A 20,404-nucleotide genomic window follows, 5' to 3' on the forward strand; every position below is an offset into this window, starting at 1 on the left:
GCACCTAAAGTAAATCAAGCATCAACCTAAATCAATCGATGTTGATAAGCCCCCAACACAATAACAACAGACTTCATCAGGTGGCCTCATGCTGTTATCAGCGCGCAAACTCTGCCGCTCGTTTGGCGAAAACCAAGTGTTATTCGACGTTGATCTCGACCTGCAGGCGGGCGAAGTGCACGCCTTGCTGGGTGAGAACGGCGCCGGTAAATCGACCCTGGTAAAAATCCTGGCCGGTTACCTTCGCCCCACCTCCGGTGAGGTCCTGGTGGACGGCAGCCAACGGCACTATCGCTCCAGCGGTGAGGCAGAGGCCGACGGCGTGGTGATGATTCACCAGGAGTTGGCACTGGCGGAACAGCTCAGCGTAGAGGAGAACATCTTCTTGGGCCGCGAACTGCGCCGTGGAGTGTTTCTGGATCGACGAGCCATGCGGGAACGCAGCCGGACGGCACTGTTGGAACTCGAAACCGACGTTGATCCACGCGCTCGAGTAAAAGACCTCAGCACCTCTGATCAGCAGATGGTGGAAATTGCCAAGGCGATCACCCGGGATGTGCGCGTGCTGATTATGGACGAGCCCACTGCCACGCTGACGGAAAACGAAGTATCGGTGCTGTTCGCACTCATCGACCGTTTGCGCCAGCGTGGCGTGGCGATTCTATATATCTCCCACAAACTGCGTGAAATTGAGCAGATTGCCGACCGCGTGACGGTATTGCGCGACGGCCATTTGGTCGATAGCGGCTCCATGACTGGACGCAGCAAGGAGGAGTTGGCACGGCTGATGGTGGGGCGTGAGATCACTGAAATGTACCCACCGCGTACGCATCTCCCCTCCGATGCGCCGGTGGTGCTGGAAGCGCGGGATATGGTGGTGCCCGGGGCCGTTAAACAGGCCAGCTTTACCCTGCGCCAGGGGGAAGTGTTGGGGTTTGGTGGCATCGTGGGCGCTGGCCGAACCGCGCTGATTGAAGCCGTGCTGGGTCTGCGCAGTAAAAGCGCCGGTCAGGTGCTACGCAATGGTCAACCGGTGGTATTGCGACACCTGCGCGATGCGGTGCACCAACGAATTGCTTATCTCACCGAGGATCGCAAGGGCAAAGGCTTGGTGCTCAATATGGATCTGCGCTCCAACGTTACGTTGCTCAATTTACGCGCTCACTGCCATCCGCTTATTGACCGCCGGCGTGAAGAGCAGGCCTTTCAACAGGCCATCCAGCGCTTTGATATCCGCCTGCGGACGGCAGCGCGCACCGCTGCCGAACTCTCCGGCGGTAATCAGCAAAAGCTGCTGCTCGCCAAGGTGATGTCCATTGACCCTGAAGTCGTGATTATCAATGAACCGACCCGGGGCATCGATGTGGGTACCAAGCACCAGATCTATCACTTTATCCATGAATTAACCGAGGCGGGCTGCTCGGTGATATTGATCTCTTCAGAAATGGGCGAGCTGATCGGCCTTTCCCACCGGGTGGCGGTAATGTGCGCCGGGGTACTCACCGGGGTGCTTGAAGGCGAGCAAATAAACGAACACGAAATCATGCAGTACGCATCCGGCATTAAGGGAGTAGAGGTCGATGAGCAGCGTCATGGCTAATAACAAAACGACTAATAAAGCAGCTAACCAAATGATCAAGCAAAAAGGCTTCGCCATAGACCTGAAAACCTGGGGGCCCTTTGTAGCACTGGTGGTTCTGGCGCTACTGGGCGTGCTGATTAATCCGGCTTTTTTGGGGCTGGATAATCTCTCGAACATGCTCACCCGCAGTGCCTTTATCGGCATTATTGCCATCGGCGCCACCTTCGTGATTACCGCCGGCGGGTTGGATCTTTCGGTAGGGGCAATGGCGGCCTTTATTGCCGGGGTGATGATTATTTTGATGAACAGCCTCGTCGAGCAGTTTGGCGCCGGGCTGACCACCGTGCTGTTCGGCGTGGGTGCCTCGCTGCTGCTGGGGCTGTGCGCTGGCTTTATCAACGGCATGGTGACTACCAAAGGCAAAATTGAGGCGTTTATTGTCACCCTCGGCACTATGGGGATTTACCGCTCACTGGTCACGTACCTCGCCGATGGCGGCACCCTTACCCTGGACTGGGCAGTGCGTGATATCTATCGGCCGATGTATTACGGCAGCTTCCTGGGCATCACCATTCCGGTCTGGGTGTTTCTATTTGTCGCCATTGTTGGCTACATTCTGCTCAACTACACCCGCTTCGGGCGCTACTGCTTTGCCATCGGCTCCAATGAAAAAGTGGCCGAATACAGCGCTATTCACGTCGATCGCATCAAAACCATGACCTACATGCTGCAGGGTGTTTGCGTGGCCTTGGCGACAATTATCTATGTGCCCCGGCTGGGCTCTGCATCGGGTGCCACCGGGGTACTCTGGGAGCTGGAGGCGATTGCCGCGGTGATCATCGGCGGCACCATGCTCAAGGGCGGGCATGGGCGTATCTGGGGCACGGTGGTGGGCGCCATCATGCTCACCATGATTGGCAATATTCTCAACTTGACCGATGCCATTTCCAACTATCTCAACGGGACGGTGCAGGGGATCATCATCATTGTGGCGGTCTACCTGCAGCGTGCCTCGTGGAGAAAAGCAGCGCCTTAAGGCACTGAAACGAATGTAAAAACCAGGAAAACGTTCGCAACATCAACCCTTAGCAGCTCGCAACACAGCAAGTAAAAACAGCAAAACAATTACAAACACGAAAGGAGCATCACTATGCGAACCATCAAGACAGCAGTGAAGGCCTGCGTCACTACTGCAGCACTCACTTCAGCAATAGGGCTCTCCGGCGCCGCGGTTGCCCAGGAGTACACCATCGGTGTCTCCATTCCCGCCGCCACCCATGGTTGGACGGGGGGCGTTAACTACCATGCCGAAGAGGCCAAAAAACGCCTTGAGGCGCTCTATCCTGACATTGAGATCACCATCTCCACAGCAGGCACGGCCGGCGAGCAGGCCAATGATCTAGAAGACTTGGTGTCGCTGCGCAACATCGACGCGCTGGTGGTGCTGCCGTTTGAGTCTGGGCCACTGACCGATCCGGTGCGCCGGGTTAAAGAGTCCGGGGTGTTCGTCACCGTGGTAGATCGAGGCCTGACGGAAGAGGGGATCCAGGATCTCTATGTAGCGGGGAATAACCATGAACTAGGCCGCGTTTCCGGTGAGTACATCCGCGAACGCCTTGATGATCAGGGCGACATTGTGGTGCTGCGCGGTATTCCCACGGTGATCGACGATGAGCGGGTGCAGGGCTTCCAGGAAGCGATCGAAGGCTCCGAGGTCAACATCCTCGATATGCAGCATGCCAACTGGAACCGTGATGATGGCTTTGAAGTGATGCAGGACTACCTATCGCGCTTCGACAATATCGACGCCGTCTGGGCCCAGGATGACGATATCGCGCTAGGGGTAATTGAAGCAGTGCGCCAAGCGGATCGTGAAAACGAGCTGTTTATCGTCGGCGGGGCGGGCATGAAGGACATTATTAAACGGGTGATGGATGGTGATGAGCTGGTGCCAGTGGACGTGTTGTATCCACCTGCCATGATCGCCACCGCCATGGACCTGACCGTACAGCACTTTGTCTCCAATGGCCCGGTGTTGGGTGAGTACATTCTAGGCTCGCCGCTGATTACCCAGGAGAATGCCGAGCAGTACTACTTCCCCGATTCGCCGTTCTGACCGCGTATTGATTGCGTAGTGATTAATAGGCGCGGGTAAAAGCACCACTCCTTCCCGCGCCTACCCAAGCACTTAATCCAAACGATATTGAGAGAGTCCTATGAAAACAATCAAAGGGCCAGCGCTCTTTCTCGCCCAGTTCGCCGGTGATGAAGCCCCCTTTAATAGCCTCGACAGCATTGCTGCTTGGGCGGCGGGGCTTGGGTATCAGGGCGTGCAGATTCCCAGCTGGGATGCACGCATGATCGATCTCAAACGTGCTGCCGAGAGCCGCACCTACTGCGATGAGATCAAAGGCACACTGGCCGAACACGGCTTGGCGCTCACCGAACTCTCCACCCATCTTCAGGGCCAGTTGGTCGCCGTGCATCCCGTTTATGACGAGATGTTCGACGGCTTCGCGGTGCCCGAAGTGCGCGGAAATCCCAAGGCGCGCCAGGCCTGGGCGGTTGATCAACTAAAGCTGGCCGCCAAGGCATCGCAAAATCTCGGCCTCACCGACCACGGCACCTTTTCCGGGTCGCTGGCGTGGCCGTTCATCTATCCCTGGCCCCAGCGTCCGGCGGGTTTGGTCGAGACGGCGTTCGACGAGTTGGCGAATCGCTGGCGGCCGATTCTGGATGCATTTGATGAAGCGGGCGTGAACCTCTGCTACGAGATTCATCCCGGCGAAGACCTGCACGACGGCATCACCTTTGAGATGTTCCTTGAGCGGGTCGGTAACCACCCCCGCTGCCACATCCTTTACGATCCCAGCCACCTGATCCTGCAGCAGCTCGACTATCGCGGCTTTCTGGACGTGTATCGCGACCATATTCAGATGTTTCACGTTAAGGACGCCGAGTTTAACCCCAGCCCCAAGCAGGGCGTTTATTCCGGCTATCAGTCATGGACAGAGCGCGCGGGGCGCTTTCGCTCCCTGGGCGATGGCCAAATCGACTTCAAGTCGATCTTTTCCTGGATGGCGGCCAACGACTATCACGGCTGGGCGGTGCTGGAGTGGGAGTGCTGCTTGAAGCATCCGGAAGTCGGCGCCCGTGAAGGCGCAGCCTTTATTCGCGACCACATTATTGAGGTCACCGAGCGGGCGTTTGATGACTTCGCTGACGGCGGCTCCGACGAGGCCGCCAATCGCCGCATTTTGGGTCTTAATTAACCAAAGGGGAGGGCAATACGACATGAGCAATCAACACGACACGCCGCGTCGGCTGCGCCTGGGCATGGTCGGCGGTGGCCAAGGAGCCTTTATCGGCGGGGTGCACCGCATCGCCGCGCGGTTGGATGACCATTTCGAACTGGTTGCCGGGGCCTTTGCCTCTGACCCTGATCGCAGCCGGGCCGCCGCCGCGGAGCTGCACGTTGACGCCGAACGCGCTTACCCCGACTACCAGACCATGGCCGAAGCGGAGCAGCAGCGGCCGGATGGCATCGATGTGGTCGCCATTGTGACCCCCAACCATGTTCACTTCGACGTAGCGCGCACCTTTTTAGAAGCGGGTTTTCACGTCATCTGCGACAAGCCGATGACGATCACCCTGGACGAGGCGCAAACCCTCGCCGAGCTGGTGGAACGGACGGGGCTGTTCTTCGGTTTAACCCATAACTACTCCGGCTACTCGCTGGTACGCCAGGCGCGTGAAATGGTCGCCAACGGTGAGCTGGGTGACCTTCGCGTCGTCCAGGTGGAGTACCCGCAAGATTGGCTCTCCACCCGCCTGGAAGAGAGCGGCGTCAAGCAAGCTGAGTGGCGCACCGATCCCAAACGCAGCGGCCCGGCAGGTTGTTTGGGTGATATCGGCACTCACGCCTACCACCTGGCGCGCTATGTGACCGGCCTGCAACTGGAGTCACTCGCCGCCGATATGCACACCTTTGTCGAAGGGCGAGCGTTGGATGACAACGTACATATGCTGCTGCGCTTCAAGGGCGGCGCGCGGGGCATGCTGTGGTCTAGCCAAGTCGCGCCGGGCAACGAAAACGGTCTGCAGCTCCGCGTTTATGGCAGCAAGGGTGGCCTTGCCTGGCGCCAGGAAACGCCCAATCAGCTAGTGCATTCGCCACTGGGAGAGCCGCCACGGATATTGACCCGCAACGGCCCTGGCCTGGGCGAAGCTGCCATGGCGGCTGCACGCATTCCACCGGGGCATCCGGAAGGCTATCTCGAAGCCTTTGCCCAGCTCTATCGCGATTTCGCTGTGCAAATTCACGCCCATCAACGGGGTGAGCGCGCTGAGGCGCTGGCGTTGCAAACCCCGGGAGTCGCCGACGGTGTCGATGGTCTTACGTTTATTACCCGCGCGCTGGCCTCGTCCGCTGCCGGTGGGCAGTGGGTGGATATTTAAAACGCGGTTAAAGCACGCCTAAAAGAGAAAGGTGGGAAACAATATGAATCAGCACTCAGCGCGCTATACAAGCCTTGAACAGCGTGTGGTCTTTATTACCGGCGGCGGCAGCGGCATTGGCGCCTCGCTTACCCGAGCCTTTCACCTTCAGGGCGCGCGGGTGGTGTTCGTCGATATTAACGATGAGGCCAGCGAAGCGCTGGTCGAAGAGCTCCGCGCCGAGACCGGCGAGGCACCGCACTACCACCACTGCGACATTCGCGATGTGGCCAGCCTACAGCAGGTTATCGCCGAGACCGGCCGGGAGATCGGGCCTATTCATACCCTGGTCAATAACGCCGCCAGCGACGACCGCCACGACTGGCGAGAAGTGGATGTGGCCTATTGGGACGAGCGTATGTCGCTCAACCTGCGGCCGATGTTTTTTGCCGCCCAGGCGGCGGCTGAACAGATGATCGAGGCGGGTGGGGGATCGATTATCAATTTTGGCTCGGTCAGCGTGCAGATGGCGCTGGGTGGGTTACCCGCTTATGTCACTGCCAAAGCGGCGGCCCACGGCCTGACCCGCAGCCTGGCCCGGGAGTTGGGTGAGCATAACATCCGCGTTAATACCCTGGTGCCCGGTTCGGTGATAACCGAACGCCAGCTAGAAAAGTGGATTAGCCCTGAAGACGAAGCCGCTATTCAACAACGTCAGTGCCTAAAAATGCGCCTTGAAGCCGAGCATATTGCCCCCGTAGTGCTGTTTTTAGCCAGTTCTGAAAGCCAGGCGATCACCGGGCAGGAGTTGGCGGTAGACGCGGGCTGGGCTTGATGGATGATTCAACAGCAAGCTTTAAAATAACATTAGGAGAATTTCATGCACGTATCTAACAAATACAACGTGCCCTGTTCACGCCCTCGTCACTTAGCGCTGGTTGTTGCCGCTGTTGCTGCTTTGGGGTCAGTAACCGCAGCCGCCGATACCACGGTGACGGTGCTAAGGATTGAAAGCAGTAGCGCTGAAAAACGCTACTACGAGGAAGTGGTTGCCGCCTATGAGGCGGAGCACCCCGACGTTAATGTCGAGTTCGAATACCTTGCCAACGAGGCGTACAAAACGCGCCTGCCCACCATGCTGCAGTCCAGCCAGCGCCCGGATATCTATTACACCTGGGGCGGTGAAGGGCTGCGCGATCAGGTGGATGCGGGGTTTGTCCGCGACCTGAGCGAGCCGATGCGCGATGGCTGGCAGGATATCTACCCAGAATCTGCGGTAGGCGCCTTTACCCTGGATGATCGTGTCTATGGCGCGCCGCTCTACGCCACGGTGGTGGGTATCTGGGCAAACACCGCGCTGACGGAACAGGCAGGGGTCGATGTCGACGCGATCAAGACCTGGGAGGATTTTGAAAACGCCGTGGTGGCGCTGCGGGAAGAGGGCATAACGCCGCTGGTGGTTGGTGGCCAGGATGGCTGGCCGCTGCATTTCTATTGGGGCTCTTTAGTCACCCGCCTGGCCGGTGGCGAGGGCATCGAAGCGGCGAAAAATGGTGAAAACGGCGGCTTTGAAGGCGAGCCCTTTGTACGCGCTGGCGAGATGCTGCAGTCGCTGGTTGAGCTTGACCCTTTTCAGCCCGGCTTTATGGCCACTTCCTACGAGCGCGCCAGCGGCATGTTTGGCGATGGCGAGGCCGCCTTCCACGTGATGGGCGACTGGGATTATCTGCCTTCCAAGCAGCGCTCAGTCAGCGGAGAGGGTGTCCCGGATGACGACTTGCTGTTTGTCCCTTTTCCAGAGGTCGAAGGTGGTGAGGGCAACACACAGAGTTTTGGCGGGATGAACGGTTTTGCTGTCACCCGTGATGCGCCCGATGAAGCGGTCGATTTCCTGCGTTTTTTGCTCAATGCCGACAACCAGCGTAAAGCCGCCGCGACAGGCATCTTTGTACCGGTTGCCGAGGGCTCAGCGGAAGCCCTTGAAACGCCCTATGCTCGCCGCGTTGCAGAAATTCTTGATGAATCCGAGTTTCATCAGGTGTTTCTGGATCAAGCGCTGGGTACGTCTGTCGGTGCGACGATTAATGATATCAGCGGAGATTTGGCGCAAGGCGTCGTGACGCCCGAAGAGGCCGCCGCCCGGGTCGAAGAAGCCTGGCAGTTCAGATGATCCGCCCGCTAAAAGAGCACGCGCGATACCACCCGTGCTCGTCCACGCTCTGGCTCGGAGTTTGCCATGACCACGCTTGACCGAACCGCCGTGCCGCGGAGAGGGAATGCTGACCGGGTGAAGAAAGGTTTGGTGAGCGGTAAATTCACCGCGCTATTGATCCTGCTTCCACCAGCGTTAATCCTTTTTTCGCTGTTCGTCATTCTGCCGCTAGCGGATGCCGTCTATTACAGCGGCTTTTCCTGGAATGGTTACGGTGCGCCCAGTGACTTTGTCGGCGCGCAAAACTATCAGCGCCTGCTCGATCACTCGGTGTTTCATACCGCGCTGTGGAATACCGCCAAACTGATACTGGTATCACTACTGATTCAGATGCCCCTGGCACTGGGGTTAGCACTGTTGGTGTACCGTAAAACGCCCACCAATACTCTGTTTAGGCTGGTGTTTTTCCTGCCCTACATCTTGGCGGAAGTGGCCGCGGGGCTCATCTGGAGCTTTGTTTTTGACGGCGACTACGGCATTACCAGTTCGCTGTTGCATGCCATGGGCCAGGAGTCGGTATATGTACTGGCCGACCACCAGTGGGCGTTTCCGGCGATTATGACCGTGATCGTTTGGAAGTACTTTGGTTTCCATATGATGATCTACATTGCCGCCCTGCAGGGCGTGCCCAAGGATCTGGTTGAAGCCGCCAAGCTTGAAGGGGCTAAACCCCGCCAAGTGGCGCTTTTTGTACAAATCCCGCTGATTAAGCATGCCATCGTGGTGAGTGGTTTCTTTGCCATTATCGGTTCGCTACAGATTTTCGACATTATTATCCCGATGACCAACGGCGGCCCCTCTAACTCGACTCATACCATCGTTACCTACCTGTACAGCTTCGGTCTCTCACGGCTCAATATTGGCTTTGGTAGCGCCGCTGCGGTTGTGCTGTTTGTGCTCGCTATCGGAATCGCCTTCTTCTACCAACGCACCACCGGCAAGGGGAGTAAGGCATGAAAAGTATCACTACCCGTAACACCCTGCGCGTGATCATTCTGATCGTGGTAGCGAGCGTGGTGATCGGGCCCCTGTTAGCGGCGTTCTTCGGTGGCTTTAAGGGCAATTCTGAGCTGCGCACCAATCCGCTGTGGCTGCCCGATAGTTGGGATGCCGGCAATTACATCGGCATCCTGATGGACGGCAATTTCTGGCGCTATTTGGGTAACTCTTTCTTCATCTCGTTAATGACGGTGTTTTTAACCCTGGTGGTGGGGGCCGCAGCGGCTTATGTGTTTTCGCAGATCCGCTTCTTCGGCGCCAAGATGATCCTCTCCTATCTGCTGCTCGGCCTGATGTTTCCCTTTGCGGCGGCCATTCTGCCGCTGTTTATCAAGGTGCGGGATTTGGGCCTGCTGGATACCTATTGGGCGGTGATCCTGCCCCAGACGGCGTTTGGCTTGTCGTTAGCCATCCTGCTCTTTAAGGCCTTCTTTGACCAACTGCCTAAAGAGCTGTTTGAAGCGGCCTACGTCGATGGGTGTAGCTATTTACGCTTTTTCTGGTCGTTCACGCTGCCGCTCTCGACCCCCATTCTGGCCACTGTGGGCGTGTTTGTGTTTGTGCAGAGCTGGAACAACTTCCTACTGCCGTTAGTGGTGCTCAACGACCGCTCTATCTACACCTGGCCACTGGGCATGATGCAGTTCCAGGGCGAGTACCTTACCCAGTGGAATATGATTCTAGCCTTCGTGACCTTGACCATCATACCGGCAGTTATTTTCTTTCTCGCCGCCCAGAAGTACATCGTGGCTGGCCTGACCGGCGGCTCGGTTAAGGGATAAAGGAGGATCCATAATGAACGATGTTATTCATAACCCGATTCTGGCCGGGTTCAATCCTGACCCCTCTATTTGTCGGGTAGGCGACGACTACTACTTGGCCACATCGACCTTTGAGTGGTACCCAGGCGTTCAGATCCACCACTCCCGCGACCTGGCTAACTGGAAGCTGGTCACACGGCCGTTGAGCCGGGCCAGCCAGCTGGATATGCGCGGCAATCCAGACTCCTGCGGGATCTGGGCGCCCTGTTTGAGTTACGCCGACGGCCTATTTTGGCTGGTCTACACCGATATGAAGCGTTACGAGGGTAACTTTAAGGATGGCCATAACTACCTGGTCACTGCCCCGCATATAGAGGGCCCCTGGAGCGATCCGGTCCATCTCAATTCGAGCGGCTTTGACCCTTCGCTATTTCATGACAGCGATGGCCGCAAGTGGCTGATTAACCTGCAGTGGGATTATCGCCAGCGGGAAGGGTGGGATCGCTTCGGCGGCATTGTGCTGCAACAGTACGATCCTGAGCAACGACGCTTGGAGGGCGATATCAACAATATTTTCGCCGGTACCGAAATGAAGCTTACAGAAGGTTCGCATCTCTACTGGCGCGATGGCTGGTACCACCTCTTGGTGGCCGAGGGCGGCACGGGTTACCAGCATGCGGTGACCATGGCGCGTTCCAAAACGCTGACAGGCCCTTACGAGGTACATCCCAACAATCCACTTCTGACGAGTCGACATGATCCTGAAAACCCGCTACAGCGGGCTGGCCATGCAGACTTGGTCGACTCCCCTGAAGGTGACACTTATCTGGTGCATTTATGCAGTAGACCTCTGACAGGCACCCGGCTATCGCCGATGGGGCGCGAGACCGCTATTCAGCGCGTGGAGTGGGGCGAAGATGGCTGGCTACGGCTCGCTGATGAGGGCAATGTACCAGCGTTAGAGGTGGCGATGAGTGGGGTGACGCAGAAGCTGCCTGCTCATGCAGAGCACTACGATTTCAAATCAGCAACGCTGCCCGATGCGTTTCAGTGGCTGCGTACCCCCTATCCGGAACGGCTGTTTTCGCTCACCGAACGGCCCGGCTACTTACGCCTTTTTGGCCGTGAATCGGTAGGTTCCTGGTTTGAGCAGGCGCTAGTGGCGCGCCGTCAGGACAGCATCCACTGCAGTGCCGAAACGACACTCACCTTTGAACCCGAGGATATTCAGCAGTTTGCCGGGCTTATCGCCTACTACAACCGCTTCAAGTTCCATTATTTAGCGGTGACCTTGAACGGTGCAGGCGACAAGGTGCTCAGCATTATCAGTTGCCTGGATGATTGGCCAAACGGCAACTTGAGTATCGCCGAGGAAGGCATCCGCATTGAGCCTGATGCCACGATTCGACTTGGGCTGGATATCCATGCCCAGGAGCTGCGCTTTCGCTATGCCCAGGGAGATCAGCCCTGGCAATCGATTGGGCCTGCCTTAGATGCTGGCCTGCTTTCCGACGAAGGCAGCGGTCGTGCCCACGGTTATTTCACCGGCAATTTTCTAGGCATGGCCGCCCACGACATTAGTGGACGCGGCACCCACGCCGATTTCCAGGCGTTTTGCTATCGCCGCGCCCCTCTTTCAGAGACGAGATAAGCTCATGGCTGAAGTAACACTACGCGACATCGAAAAGACGTTTCATGGCAAAACCACGGTAATCCCTGATTTAAATCTGCATATCGAAGATGGCTCTTTCACCGTGCTGGTTGGGCCTTCGGGCTGCGGAAAATCCACCTTGCTGCGAATGATTGCGGGCCTGGAGACCGTGACTCAGGGCACGATCACTATCGGCGGGGAAGACGTTACCACCGCCGAGCCAAGTGACCGGGACATTGCCATGGTTTTCCAGTCCTACGCGCTTTACCCGCACATGACGGTCGCTCGCAATATCGACTTCGGCATGCGGCTGGCAAAAGTGCCCAGCAAAGAGCGAGAAGCCAAAGTGGCCGAGGCCGCGCGCTTGCTCAATCTTGAGGATCTGCTCGAGCGTAAACCCGCGGAGTTATCCGGTGGGCAGCGCCAGCGGGTGGCGATAGGGCGCGCCATTGTGCGCAGCCCCGGCGTATTTCTGTTCGACGAGCCGCTCTCTAATCTGGACGCTTCGTTACGCAACCGCATGCGGGTCGAGTTGGCCGAACTGCATCAACGGCTCGAAACCACCATGGTGTATGTCACCCACGATCAGGTCGAGGCGATGACCCTGGCCGACTGCATTGTGGTGATGAACGCCGGGAAGATTGAGCAAATGGGCAAGCCCATGGCGCTTTATCAACGCCCCGAAACGCTGTTTGTGGCGGGTTTTATTGGCTCGCCGAAAATGAATTTGATCGAAGGTGACCTAGCGGCGGCTTACGGTGCCACCACGCTAGGCATACGGCCCGAGCATCTAGAGGTGAGCCGCGAGAAGGGCGAGTGGAAGGGACGTGTGCGATTCATCGAGAAGCTGGGTGCTGACGCTTTCGCCTATATAGATAGCGAGCAGACCGGCCCGCTCACCGTCCGTCTCTCTGGCGATGTCGATCTTAGCCATGGCGATACGCTTTTTATCACTCCCCAGCAGGCCCAGCTCCACGCGTTTGATGCCGATGGAAAGCGGTTGCCTGATGGCGCGTTGCAGCAACCTTCAACCCGTCACGAAAGCACCCTATATCACTGACGATTTTCAATTTTTCCAACTACCAATACGCAAAACAACGCTCAATAACAAATCCAAGGAGCTAGACAATGACAACACAAAGAACGCTAAGCCGCTCATCGTATATCTTGGTGATCTGTTGTATTGCCGCCATCGGCGGTTTCCTGTTTGGTTTCGACAGTGGCGTGATCAACGGCACGGTGGATGGCCTACAGGCCTCTTTTAACTCCGATAGCGCAGGCACTGGTTTCAATGTGGCGTCGATGCTGCTGGGCTGCGCGATCGGTGCTTTCTTTGCGGGTCGCCTGGCGGATCGCTTTGGCCGCCGTACGTTGTTGATCGTGGCCGCTGTGTTCTTCCTGATTAGTGCCTGGGGCTCCGGCGTTGCCGGTAGTTCTATGGAGTTTGTGATATATCGCATTCTCGGTGGGCTTGCCGTAGGCGCCGCCAGTGTCATGACCCCGGCTTATATCAGTGAGGTAGCACCATCGGCCTACCGAGGACGCTTAGCTACTATTCAACAGGTGGCGATTATTTCTGGCCTTTTTATGGCATTTTTGAGTAATTATGTCTTGGCCTATGTAGCGGGCTCGGCCATGTCAGAACTATGGTTTGGCTTCGCGACCTGGCGTTGGATGTTCTGGATTGAACTGATACCGGCTGCCGTTTTCCTGGTGGCATTGCTGTTTATTCCTGAAAGCCCGCGCTACCTGATCAGCACCGGTAAGCAGGGCGAAGCCCGCCGTGTGCTTGGGTTAGTAATGCCTGAGCGTGATGTCAGCAGCAAAATTGATGAAATTAATACCACTCTGGATCAAGATCACAAGCCACGGTTGAAAGATGTGATCAACCGTTCCACGGGCAAGATACATGGCATCGTCTGGGTGGGTATTGGCTTGGCGGTTTTCCAGCAGTTGGTGGGCATTAACGTCGTTTTCTACTATGGCGCAGTGCTATGGCAGTCAGTGGGTTTCTCCGAAGGTGATGCGCTACTCATCAATGTGATCTCTGGCGCCGTGAGTATTGGTGCCTGCCTGCTCGCCATTGCGCTGATCGACAAAATTGGTCGCAAGCCGCTGCTTTGGGGTGGTTCGGTTGGCATGGCGGGGACACTGGCGTGCCTCTCCTATGCGTTTTCTACAGCGACGATGGTGGATGGCAGCCTACAGTTATCGAGTGATATGGGCGTATTTGCGCTGCTGTGCGCCAACCTTTATGTGCTGTTTTTTAACGCCTCGTGGGGGCCGGTGATGTGGGTCATGCTGGGTGAAATGTTCCCCAATCAAATGCGCGGCTCGGGGCTGGCGATTGCCGGTCTTTTCCAATGGCTAGCCAACTTCGGTATCACCATGACCTTCCCTATCATGCTGGCATCTATTGGCTTGTTTGGGGCCTACGGGTTTTATGCGATCAGTGCCGTTGCCTCTGTCTTCTTTGTTATCTACTTCGTCAAAGAGACGCGCGGGAAAGAGCTCGAAGAAATGGCTTACGAGTAAGTCACTTTCACTTTGTTGCCCCGATTGCATGATTAACCGGGGATCATGTGTCTATTTTAAACAGTATAAGGCTAGTTTTTATTAATAAAATCAAAGGGTTGGTGTGTGTTTAAAACATATAAGCAATTGTTTAACAATGCTTTTTGTTAACTATTGGCACAGGCTGGCACGGGCACTGCAATGCAGTAGGTAAGAGTGGAACAGGTAGGACGATCTGACGCTCTTACCCATTAAACCCAGTGCGATGCTCGCACAGATGTTTAAGTAGCAACGTTTGATAGGAGCAGTATCATGATGAAGACGGAATCTCTCAAGAAACTTGGCATCCTAGGTGTATCATTTGGCCTGTTGGCCAGCCCACTTGCGTTTGCTCAAGTGGACAGCAGTGACGAGTACGAACCGACCCCGCAAGAAGAAACGACGCAGGATGATCAAGGTACCTACAACAGCTACGACACTGAGCAAGATAAAGGTTCGGATGTAGGCACTGAGTACGAAGAGGAAGAGCAAGAATTCACTTACGAAGAAGAGGAAGAGGAGCAAGAAGTACCCGCCACCGATGAAGAGGAGGATGATTCCGGCTGGTAATTGCAATCTTTAAGGAATAACTTTTCTCGGGCTCAAGGATGAGTCGACGGATGCCCCGCCAACTGCGGGGCATCCTTGTGTGTGGCCGCTAACAGTATCAACCAAAGCGCACGATATAATTTCGCGCTAAGGTGTTAAGCACCTTCATGCTTAACCAATGACTACGGTGCCCACAAGGATGACTCAATGCCGCTGAAATGGACGCCCCTAAAATGGACAGAAATTCCCCAACTGCCCAAGGCCGAGGGCCGCATAGCGGCGATTGACCTGGCCCGTGGTGTAGCCATCGGCTTGATGATTATTAGCCACTCAGTCAGTGGGTTAGTCGGCATTCGCAATGTACCTGATTGGGGGATGGTGCCGGTTCATTTTCTGACTAAATTCTCCTCTTCGTTGTTTATTTTGGTGTTTGGCATTGCCCTGGCGGTGGCGTTTCTTTCCCACACTCAAAGCGATGACTGGCCTAAGCGTCGGTTAAAGCTATGGCTGCGCGCTGTAGAAGTGTGGTTCTGGTACAAAGCGCTCCTAGTCATTGAGATGCTGCCGTTCTACTCGCCCAGCGAGATCGTCGATGCGTTGCTCTATGGCCGATTTGCCATTTGGGTCGAAATCTTAGGCTTCTACGCCATCGCGCTGCTTTGGGTGCCGCTGATTCTGCCGCTCTGGGCGCGGGCGCCGCTCTGGAGTCGGCTTGCCACCATTGGCGCATTAACCGCGCTGACTATTTGGCTGCAAAGCCTTACGTTTGGTGGCAACGATGTTCTGAAGGCGCTGCTGGTAGATCATGAAGACCATTACACCTGGGGGCAGATCAGTCGCGCGCCGTTGATTTTGGTGGGCCTACTCATCGGCGAAGCGTTGCTGCGCTGCTACTTTGACTCCGCCAAACGGCGCCGCTTAGTACTCACTCTGTTGAGCCTGGGTGCGATGATGGTGGCGGGGTTTTATGCGTTGGCGTTTATCAGTGGCGATGTACATGCGGCGATGCTGGCGGTGGCCAACAATGTCGGCAAACACCCGCCAGGGTTTGAGTTTATGCTGTTTAGCCTGGGCGGTGCGCTGGTGCTGTTAGCCCTCGCTTTAGCCGGTGGCGCCAAAGCCGCCAAGGCACTTTTGCCGCTGACGATGGTCGGTTCAAATGCCCTTAAAGCGTTTATTTTCCACATTGTGATGATTTTCTTAGTGCTGCGCTTTTTGTGGGAAGGCGAGGGAATGTACACCTATCCACAGGCGCTTGGCGTGGGCGGCCTGTTGATACTTGGCGCTGCAGCGTGGATTTGGTTGACCCGTTGGATGGCTAAATACCGTTAAAAACGATCAATAACTGCTGGAGTGACGAATTGCGACACTGGATACAACGTGGGCTGGTGGCAGTAGCGCTGATTATAGCGCTCCCTGCTCATGCCAATGAGTATGATACAAATTGGTACGATGCTCATTGGTACTATGAAGTCGATAAAAAGAGCACCTGGCAGGGCGATTTAACCGCGCGCTTGAAGGCTATCGAAGACATCTTTGAGGGGCAACTGGGCGTTTATGTACAAAACCTCGCCAGTGGTGAAGCGTTTTCATGGCGTGCCGATGATCCTTGGTATTTAGCCTCGCTGATTAAAATACCGGTGGCAGCGCAGGTGCTTGCAGAGCGCCAGATGGGTACGCTGACGTTGGATGATCGGTTAACGCTTGCGCGTAGTGACTTTGTCGATGGCGCGGGCCCCACTAATTGGCACGACCCCGGCACGCCTATCTCTATCCGTTACTTGATGGAGCAGATGATTACCGTCAGCGATAACACTGCCACCGATATGCTGATTGACCGCGTGGGGCTGGCGGCAGTTAACGCACGCGCCCGTGCGATGATCGCCGCAAGCGGCGGCAACCCCGATGAACTCGGCCCTATCTCGAAGTTGGTCGGCGTTCGCCAAGGCGTTTACGGTGAACTCCACCCTGATGCGCGAGAGCTTGGCGGAATGGACTTTATCGCCCTGCGTCAGCACTCGGTGAGCCAGCGTGGTCAGGCGTTAGCCCGCGTTCTAGACGTTAGTACGGCGTCCTTCACCCAGCCTGATTACGACCATGCGTTTGATGCTTACGAAGCCAGTGGTGAAAACGTGGGCACCCTAAGCGCCTTTGGCGACCTGCTCGCCAGCCTGCACTCTGTTCAACAAGGAAGTGCCATGGATGATTTAAACGACGAGCAGCGGCAAACGTTGTTGGCGCTTATGCAGCGAACCAGTTCCGGCAAACAGCGTCTTAAGGCAGGTATGGGGAGCGGCATAAGCTTCGCCCATAAAACCGGCACTCAGCAGCGGCGTAGCTGCGATGCCGGTATAGCCCAGCGCACTAACGCGGATACGGCAACACAAGGGCCCTGGGTGATTGCCACCTGTACTCGCGGGCCAGAGGCGGTAAGCGCTCACGAACGCACCTTGGCCCGTGTGGGCGAGGCGTTGCGTTATAGCGGAGCCTTGGGTAAGCCGTGGTAAACTATCGCCCCGAATGACCCTCAGAACTTCATTAACTAGGAGCAACCTATGACACGCGCCAGCGCCCGCCACATTTTGGTCAGCAGCGAAGAGCAGTGCCTAGCACTCAAAGAAGAAATTCAAAATGGCCGCGACTTTGCTGAAGTCGCTAAAGAGCACTCCAGCTGCCCCTCCAGCCGTCAAGGCGGCGACCTTGGCAGCTTTGGCCCCGGCCAGATGGTGCCCGAGTTCGATAAAGTCGTCTTTAACGACGAAGTAGGCCAAGTACACGGCCCAGTGAAAACCCAGTTTGGTTACCATCTACTGGAAATTACCGAACGCACTTAACTTTTCCTAACCAAACGCTCTTAATTGCGCCTAAAAGGCCGTCAAGCGTTGCGGTCATTCGACCGCAACGTGAGGAGTACGCCTTGAACGACCCGATTATTACTATTAACGGCCTGAACAAAACCTACGAGGGTGGCTTTCAGGCGTTGACCCATATCGATTTAACTATCCACCGTGGCGAGATATTTGCCCTGCTTGGCCCCAATGGCGCAGGTAAGACCACGTTGATTAGTGTGGTCTGCGGTTTGGTTAACCCCTCCGCTGGTCATGTGTTGGTAGACGGGTTCGATAATATTACCCACTACCGCCAAGCCCGCGAGCGCATTGGGTTAGTGCCCCAAGAGCTGACCAACGAAGCGTTTGAAACCGTCTGGAACACCGTCAGTTTCAGTCGTGGTCTGTTTGGCAAAGCGCCCAATCCTGCGCATATCGAAAAAGTGCTTAAATCGCTGGCACTTTGGGATAAGCGCAACAACCGCTTGATGACACTCTCGGGTGGCATGAAGCGCCGTGTGCTAATTGCCAAAGCACTTTCCCACGAGCCGCGCATACTGTTTTTGGATGAGCCCACTGCAGGGGTCGACGTTGAACTGCGCCGGGATATGTGGGAAGTGGTGCGCCAGCTACGCGATAACGGCGTGACGATTATTTTGACGACCCACTACATCGAAGAAGCCGAAGAGATGGCCGACCGCATCGGCGTTATTAATCGCGGTGAGCTGGTGCTGGTGGAAGAAAAAGCGGCGTTAATGAGCAAACTGGGCAGCAAACAGCTAACCCTGAACCTGCACAGCCCGCTGGCAGAGATACCTGCAAACCTGCAGCGCTTTGAGCTAAGCCTGGCCGCTGAAGGGTATGAGCTGATCTACACCTATGACGGTAGCCAGGAAGAGGATGGTCACGCGATTTCGGAGCTGTTGACCGCACTTGAGCGAGAGGGTGTCACCTTTAAAGATCTGAATACTCGGCAAAGCTCGCTTGAAGATATTTTTGTTGATTTGGTTAAGGAGCGAGCATGAACCTGCATCCCGTTCGCGCTATTTATATGGCGGAAATGGCGCGCACGCGCCGCACGCTGCTGCAAAGTATTGTCTCGCCGGTCATCTCCACGTCGCTTTACTTCGTCGTCTTTGGTGCCGCAATTGGCTCGCGCATCAGTGAGGTCAACGGCGTTAGTTACGGCGCTTTTATTGTACCGGGTCTGATTATGTTGATGCTGTTGACCCAAAGCGTCTCAAACGCCTCTTTCGGCATCTTCTTTCCGAAGTTTTCTGGCAGTATTTACGAGCTGCTGTCGGCGCCTATCTCGCATTTAGAAATTGTGATCGGTTACGTGGGGGCGGCAGCCTCGAAATCGATTCTGCTGGGGGCGATTATTTTGGCGACCTCGGGCTTGTTTGTACCGTTGGAAATCGCCCACCCGTTTTGGATGTTGTTCTTTCTGGTGCTGACGGCTGTCACCTTTAGCCTGTTGGGTTTTATCATCGGCATTTGGGCCGATGGCTTTGACCGACTGCAGCTGGTGCCGCTGTTAGTGATCACCCCGCTGACCTTTTTGGGTGGCAGCTTCTACTCCATTGATATGCTGCCGCCGTTTTGGCAAACCATTACCCTGGCAAACCCCGTGGTGTATCTGGTGAGCGGCTTTCGCTGGAGCTTTTACGGTATCAGCGATGTAAGCCTTGCCGCGAGTGTGGGCATGATTGCCCTCTTTCTCGCGGCCTGCCTGGTCGCCATTGGCTGGATTTTCCGTACCGGTTACCGCCTCAAACCCTGACTCTTTTTTTAAACCCTGGAAGCTAGTAGACCTTTATGCCACTACTGCAAAGTATTGTGCACCGCCTCGATCCGACGCTTGACGGTGAGCGCCTAACCCTAACCGCTGCGCCTCAATCAGAGCAGGCAGCGCCCAGTGACGATTCGGTGATGGCGAGCCTGGTGGGTGCGCTCAATGACACCTACAACACCAAGCCCAAAGGCTGGGGGCGCTTTGCCGAAGAGGGTGAACAGGCAGGGCCGCTTGCCATGTGGTTGCGCGACTATTTGGCGGGCGATAAAAGCTTTGCTGAGCTTTCTGTTGAACTGGCTGAACGGCTCGCCAAGCAGCTTCAGGAGCAGTTGTCAGTAAGTGGTTACTTAGTGTTCAGCCACCAGCGCCAGGGTGATACTGAAACGCTGCTGATGGCATTGGTGCACCAGCGCGAAGGGATTGGCATTAATGATGACCACCACGCGGTGCCTGCTGCCCAGCTCAACACCAGCCAGCTTACCCTGGCGGCGCGTATCAACCTTACCCAATGGCAGAGCGAGGCACCGAATGCCCAGTATGTCTCGTTCCTCAAAGATCGCGGCGGTAAAAAACTCGCTGAGGGTTTGGTCGCATTGCTGGGTATGGAAGAGGGCGTCGATGCTCCGGCCGAAACCCGCACGCTGCTAAAAGCGTTTAGCGACTACGTCGAGAAAGAGGATTACGACGACGAGGTGAGCCGAGAAAAAACCGACACGCTGGTGGATTACGCCAATGAACAGCTTCGCCGTGGCGAGCCAATGACCTTGGAAGAGCTTTCTGGGCTGGTGGACGAACAGCAGCCGAAAGCCTTTTACGACCATATTCGCAACGCCGATTACGGGCTCTCGCCGGAGATCCCTCCCGATAAGCGCACCTTGAGCCAGTTCCGCCGCTTTACCGGCCGAGCGGGTGGCGTTTCGATTAGCTTTGATTCGCACCTGCTGGGCTCAAGCATCGAGTACGATGCCACTCAGGATCGCCTGATTATCAAGCAAGTGCCCAAGCAGTTAAGAGAGCAGCTTACCAAGAAGGATTGA

At 56.1% G+C, this 20,404-nt stretch carries 19 protein-coding genes; all 19 read left to right on the forward strand.

Going from position 1 to position 20,404, the window contains the following annotated elements:
• Positions 1-88: 88 nt before the first annotated feature.
• Complete coding sequence (locus AC4EYZ_RS16440; protein WP_474192741.1) at positions 89-1,600, forward strand: sugar ABC transporter ATP-binding protein; 1,512 nt, start codon at positions 89-91, stop codon at positions 1,598-1,600.
• Complete coding sequence (locus tag AC4EYZ_RS16445; protein ID WP_223828102.1) at positions 1,593-2,618, forward strand: ABC transporter permease; 1,026 nt, start codon at positions 1,593-1,595, stop codon at positions 2,616-2,618. The genes AC4EYZ_RS16440 and AC4EYZ_RS16445 overlap by 8 nt, the downstream gene beginning before the upstream one ends.
• A gap of 114 nt (positions 2,619-2,732) precedes the next feature.
• Positions 2,733-3,698: an ABC transporter substrate-binding protein gene (locus AC4EYZ_RS16450; RefSeq protein WP_041159273.1), complete on the forward strand. Its 966-nt coding sequence runs from the start codon at positions 2,733-2,735 to the stop codon at positions 3,696-3,698.
• 100 nt (positions 3,699-3,798) lie between these two features.
• A complete protein-coding gene (locus tag AC4EYZ_RS16455) occupies positions 3,799-4,854 on the forward strand; it encodes a sugar phosphate isomerase/epimerase family protein (RefSeq protein ID WP_027956952.1) in 1,056 nt (351 codons plus the stop codon).
• Between the two features lie 22 nt (positions 4,855-4,876).
• The gene (locus tag AC4EYZ_RS16460; RefSeq protein ID WP_027956951.1) at positions 4,877-6,040 is read left to right on the forward strand and encodes a Gfo/Idh/MocA family protein; all 1,164 of its coding nucleotides are present in this window, start codon (positions 4,877-4,879) and stop codon (positions 6,038-6,040) included.
• A gap of 43 nt (positions 6,041-6,083) precedes the next feature.
• Complete coding sequence (locus AC4EYZ_RS16465; protein ID WP_474191175.1) at positions 6,084-6,854, forward strand: SDR family NAD(P)-dependent oxidoreductase; 771 nt, start codon at positions 6,084-6,086, stop codon at positions 6,852-6,854.
• A 45-nt stretch (positions 6,855-6,899) separates the two neighbouring features.
• Positions 6,900-8,189 (forward strand): ABC transporter substrate-binding protein, encoded by a 1,290-nt coding sequence (locus AC4EYZ_RS16470; RefSeq protein WP_474191173.1) that lies wholly within the window; start codon positions 6,900-6,902, stop codon positions 8,187-8,189.
• Positions 8,190-8,255: 66 nt separating this feature from the next.
• Positions 8,256-9,188: a carbohydrate ABC transporter permease gene (locus AC4EYZ_RS16475; RefSeq protein WP_022521947.1), complete on the forward strand. Its 933-nt coding sequence runs from the start codon at positions 8,256-8,258 to the stop codon at positions 9,186-9,188.
• Positions 9,185-10,012, forward strand: coding sequence for a carbohydrate ABC transporter permease (locus AC4EYZ_RS16480; protein WP_474191172.1), 828 nt, complete (start codon positions 9,185-9,187; stop codon positions 10,010-10,012). Before AC4EYZ_RS16475 ends, AC4EYZ_RS16480 begins: the two co-directional genes overlap by 4 nt.
• 13 nt (positions 10,013-10,025) lie before the next feature.
• Complete coding sequence (locus AC4EYZ_RS16485; RefSeq protein ID WP_474191171.1) at positions 10,026-11,642, forward strand: glycoside hydrolase family 43 protein; 1,617 nt, start codon at positions 10,026-10,028, stop codon at positions 11,640-11,642.
• Between the two features lie 4 nt (positions 11,643-11,646).
• On the forward strand, positions 11,647-12,702 hold the full coding sequence (locus AC4EYZ_RS16490; protein ID WP_138799401.1) for an ABC transporter ATP-binding protein: 1,056 nt from the start codon (positions 11,647-11,649) through the stop codon (positions 12,700-12,702).
• A gap of 68 nt (positions 12,703-12,770) precedes the next feature.
• Positions 12,771-14,177: a sugar porter family MFS transporter gene (locus AC4EYZ_RS16495; RefSeq protein ID WP_009287519.1), complete on the forward strand. Its 1,407-nt coding sequence runs from the start codon at positions 12,771-12,773 to the stop codon at positions 14,175-14,177.
• A 291-nt stretch (positions 14,178-14,468) separates the two neighbouring features.
• On the forward strand, positions 14,469-14,765 hold the full coding sequence (locus tag AC4EYZ_RS16500; RefSeq protein ID WP_474191170.1) for a hypothetical protein: 297 nt from the start codon (positions 14,469-14,471) through the stop codon (positions 14,763-14,765).
• A 186-nt stretch (positions 14,766-14,951) separates the two neighbouring features.
• Positions 14,952-16,076 carry an acyltransferase family protein gene (locus AC4EYZ_RS16505; protein ID WP_474191169.1) on the forward strand — a complete coding sequence of 375 codons (1,125 nt, stop codon included), beginning with the start codon at positions 14,952-14,954 and terminating at the stop codon, positions 16,074-16,076.
• 29 nt (positions 16,077-16,105) lie between these two features.
• Positions 16,106-17,251, forward strand: coding sequence for a serine hydrolase (locus tag AC4EYZ_RS16510; protein WP_474191168.1), 1,146 nt, complete (start codon positions 16,106-16,108; stop codon positions 17,249-17,251).
• Between the two features lie 48 nt (positions 17,252-17,299).
• A complete protein-coding gene (locus tag AC4EYZ_RS16515) occupies positions 17,300-17,578 on the forward strand; it encodes a peptidylprolyl isomerase (protein ID WP_007112840.1) in 279 nt (92 codons plus the stop codon).
• Between the two features lie 83 nt (positions 17,579-17,661).
• Positions 17,662-18,597: an ABC transporter ATP-binding protein gene (locus AC4EYZ_RS16520; RefSeq protein WP_474191167.1), complete on the forward strand. Its 936-nt coding sequence runs from the start codon at positions 17,662-17,664 to the stop codon at positions 18,595-18,597.
• Complete coding sequence (locus AC4EYZ_RS16525; protein WP_009287521.1) at positions 18,594-19,355, forward strand: ABC transporter permease; 762 nt, start codon at positions 18,594-18,596, stop codon at positions 19,353-19,355. Before AC4EYZ_RS16520 ends, AC4EYZ_RS16525 begins: the two co-directional genes overlap by 4 nt.
• A 35-nt stretch (positions 19,356-19,390) precedes the next feature.
• Positions 19,391-20,404, forward strand: a complete 1,014-nt coding sequence (locus AC4EYZ_RS16530; RefSeq protein WP_474191166.1) for a nucleoid-associated protein — start codon at positions 19,391-19,393, stop codon at positions 20,402-20,404.

This window comes from Vreelandella sp. 162(4c) (assembly GCF_058152265.1).

What these genes read in the sequence shown, in the direction of transcription:
- AC4EYZ_RS16530 (WP_474191166.1), top strand. Translation starts at nt 19,391, where the DNA reads ATGCCACTACTGCAAAGTATTGTGCACCGCCTCGATCCGACGCTTGAC.
- AC4EYZ_RS16440 (WP_474192741.1), top strand. Translation starts at nt 89, where the DNA reads ATGCTGTTATCAGCGCGCAAACTCTGCCGCTCGTTTGGCGAAAACCAA.
- AC4EYZ_RS16525 (WP_009287521.1), top strand. Translation starts at nt 18,594, where the DNA reads ATGAACCTGCATCCCGTTCGCGCTATTTATATGGCGGAAATGGCGCGC.
- AC4EYZ_RS16450 (WP_041159273.1), top strand. Translation starts at nt 2,733, where the DNA reads ATGCGAACCATCAAGACAGCAGTGAAGGCCTGCGTCACTACTGCAGCA.
- AC4EYZ_RS16485 (WP_474191171.1), top strand. Translation starts at nt 10,026, where the DNA reads ATGAACGATGTTATTCATAACCCGATTCTGGCCGGGTTCAATCCTGAC.
- AC4EYZ_RS16455 (WP_027956952.1), top strand. Translation starts at nt 3,799, where the DNA reads ATGAAAACAATCAAAGGGCCAGCGCTCTTTCTCGCCCAGTTCGCCGGT.
- AC4EYZ_RS16445 (WP_223828102.1), top strand. Translation starts at nt 1,593, where the DNA reads ATGGCTAATAACAAAACGACTAATAAAGCAGCTAACCAAATGATCAAG.
- AC4EYZ_RS16480 (WP_474191172.1), top strand. Translation starts at nt 9,185, where the DNA reads ATGAAAAGTATCACTACCCGTAACACCCTGCGCGTGATCATTCTGATC.
- AC4EYZ_RS16500 (WP_474191170.1), top strand. Translation starts at nt 14,469, where the DNA reads ATGATGAAGACGGAATCTCTCAAGAAACTTGGCATCCTAGGTGTATCA.
- AC4EYZ_RS16475 (WP_022521947.1), top strand. Translation starts at nt 8,256, where the DNA reads ATGACCACGCTTGACCGAACCGCCGTGCCGCGGAGAGGGAATGCTGAC.
- AC4EYZ_RS16490 (WP_138799401.1), top strand. Translation starts at nt 11,647, where the DNA reads ATGGCTGAAGTAACACTACGCGACATCGAAAAGACGTTTCATGGCAAA.
- AC4EYZ_RS16470 (WP_474191173.1), top strand. Translation starts at nt 6,900, where the DNA reads ATGCACGTATCTAACAAATACAACGTGCCCTGTTCACGCCCTCGTCAC.
- AC4EYZ_RS16505 (WP_474191169.1), top strand. Translation starts at nt 14,952, where the DNA reads ATGCCGCTGAAATGGACGCCCCTAAAATGGACAGAAATTCCCCAACTG.
- AC4EYZ_RS16465 (WP_474191175.1), top strand. Translation starts at nt 6,084, where the DNA reads ATGAATCAGCACTCAGCGCGCTATACAAGCCTTGAACAGCGTGTGGTC.
- AC4EYZ_RS16495 (WP_009287519.1), top strand. Translation starts at nt 12,771, where the DNA reads ATGACAACACAAAGAACGCTAAGCCGCTCATCGTATATCTTGGTGATC.
- AC4EYZ_RS16460 (WP_027956951.1), top strand. Translation starts at nt 4,877, where the DNA reads ATGAGCAATCAACACGACACGCCGCGTCGGCTGCGCCTGGGCATGGTC.
- AC4EYZ_RS16515 (WP_007112840.1), top strand. Translation starts at nt 17,300, where the DNA reads ATGACACGCGCCAGCGCCCGCCACATTTTGGTCAGCAGCGAAGAGCAG.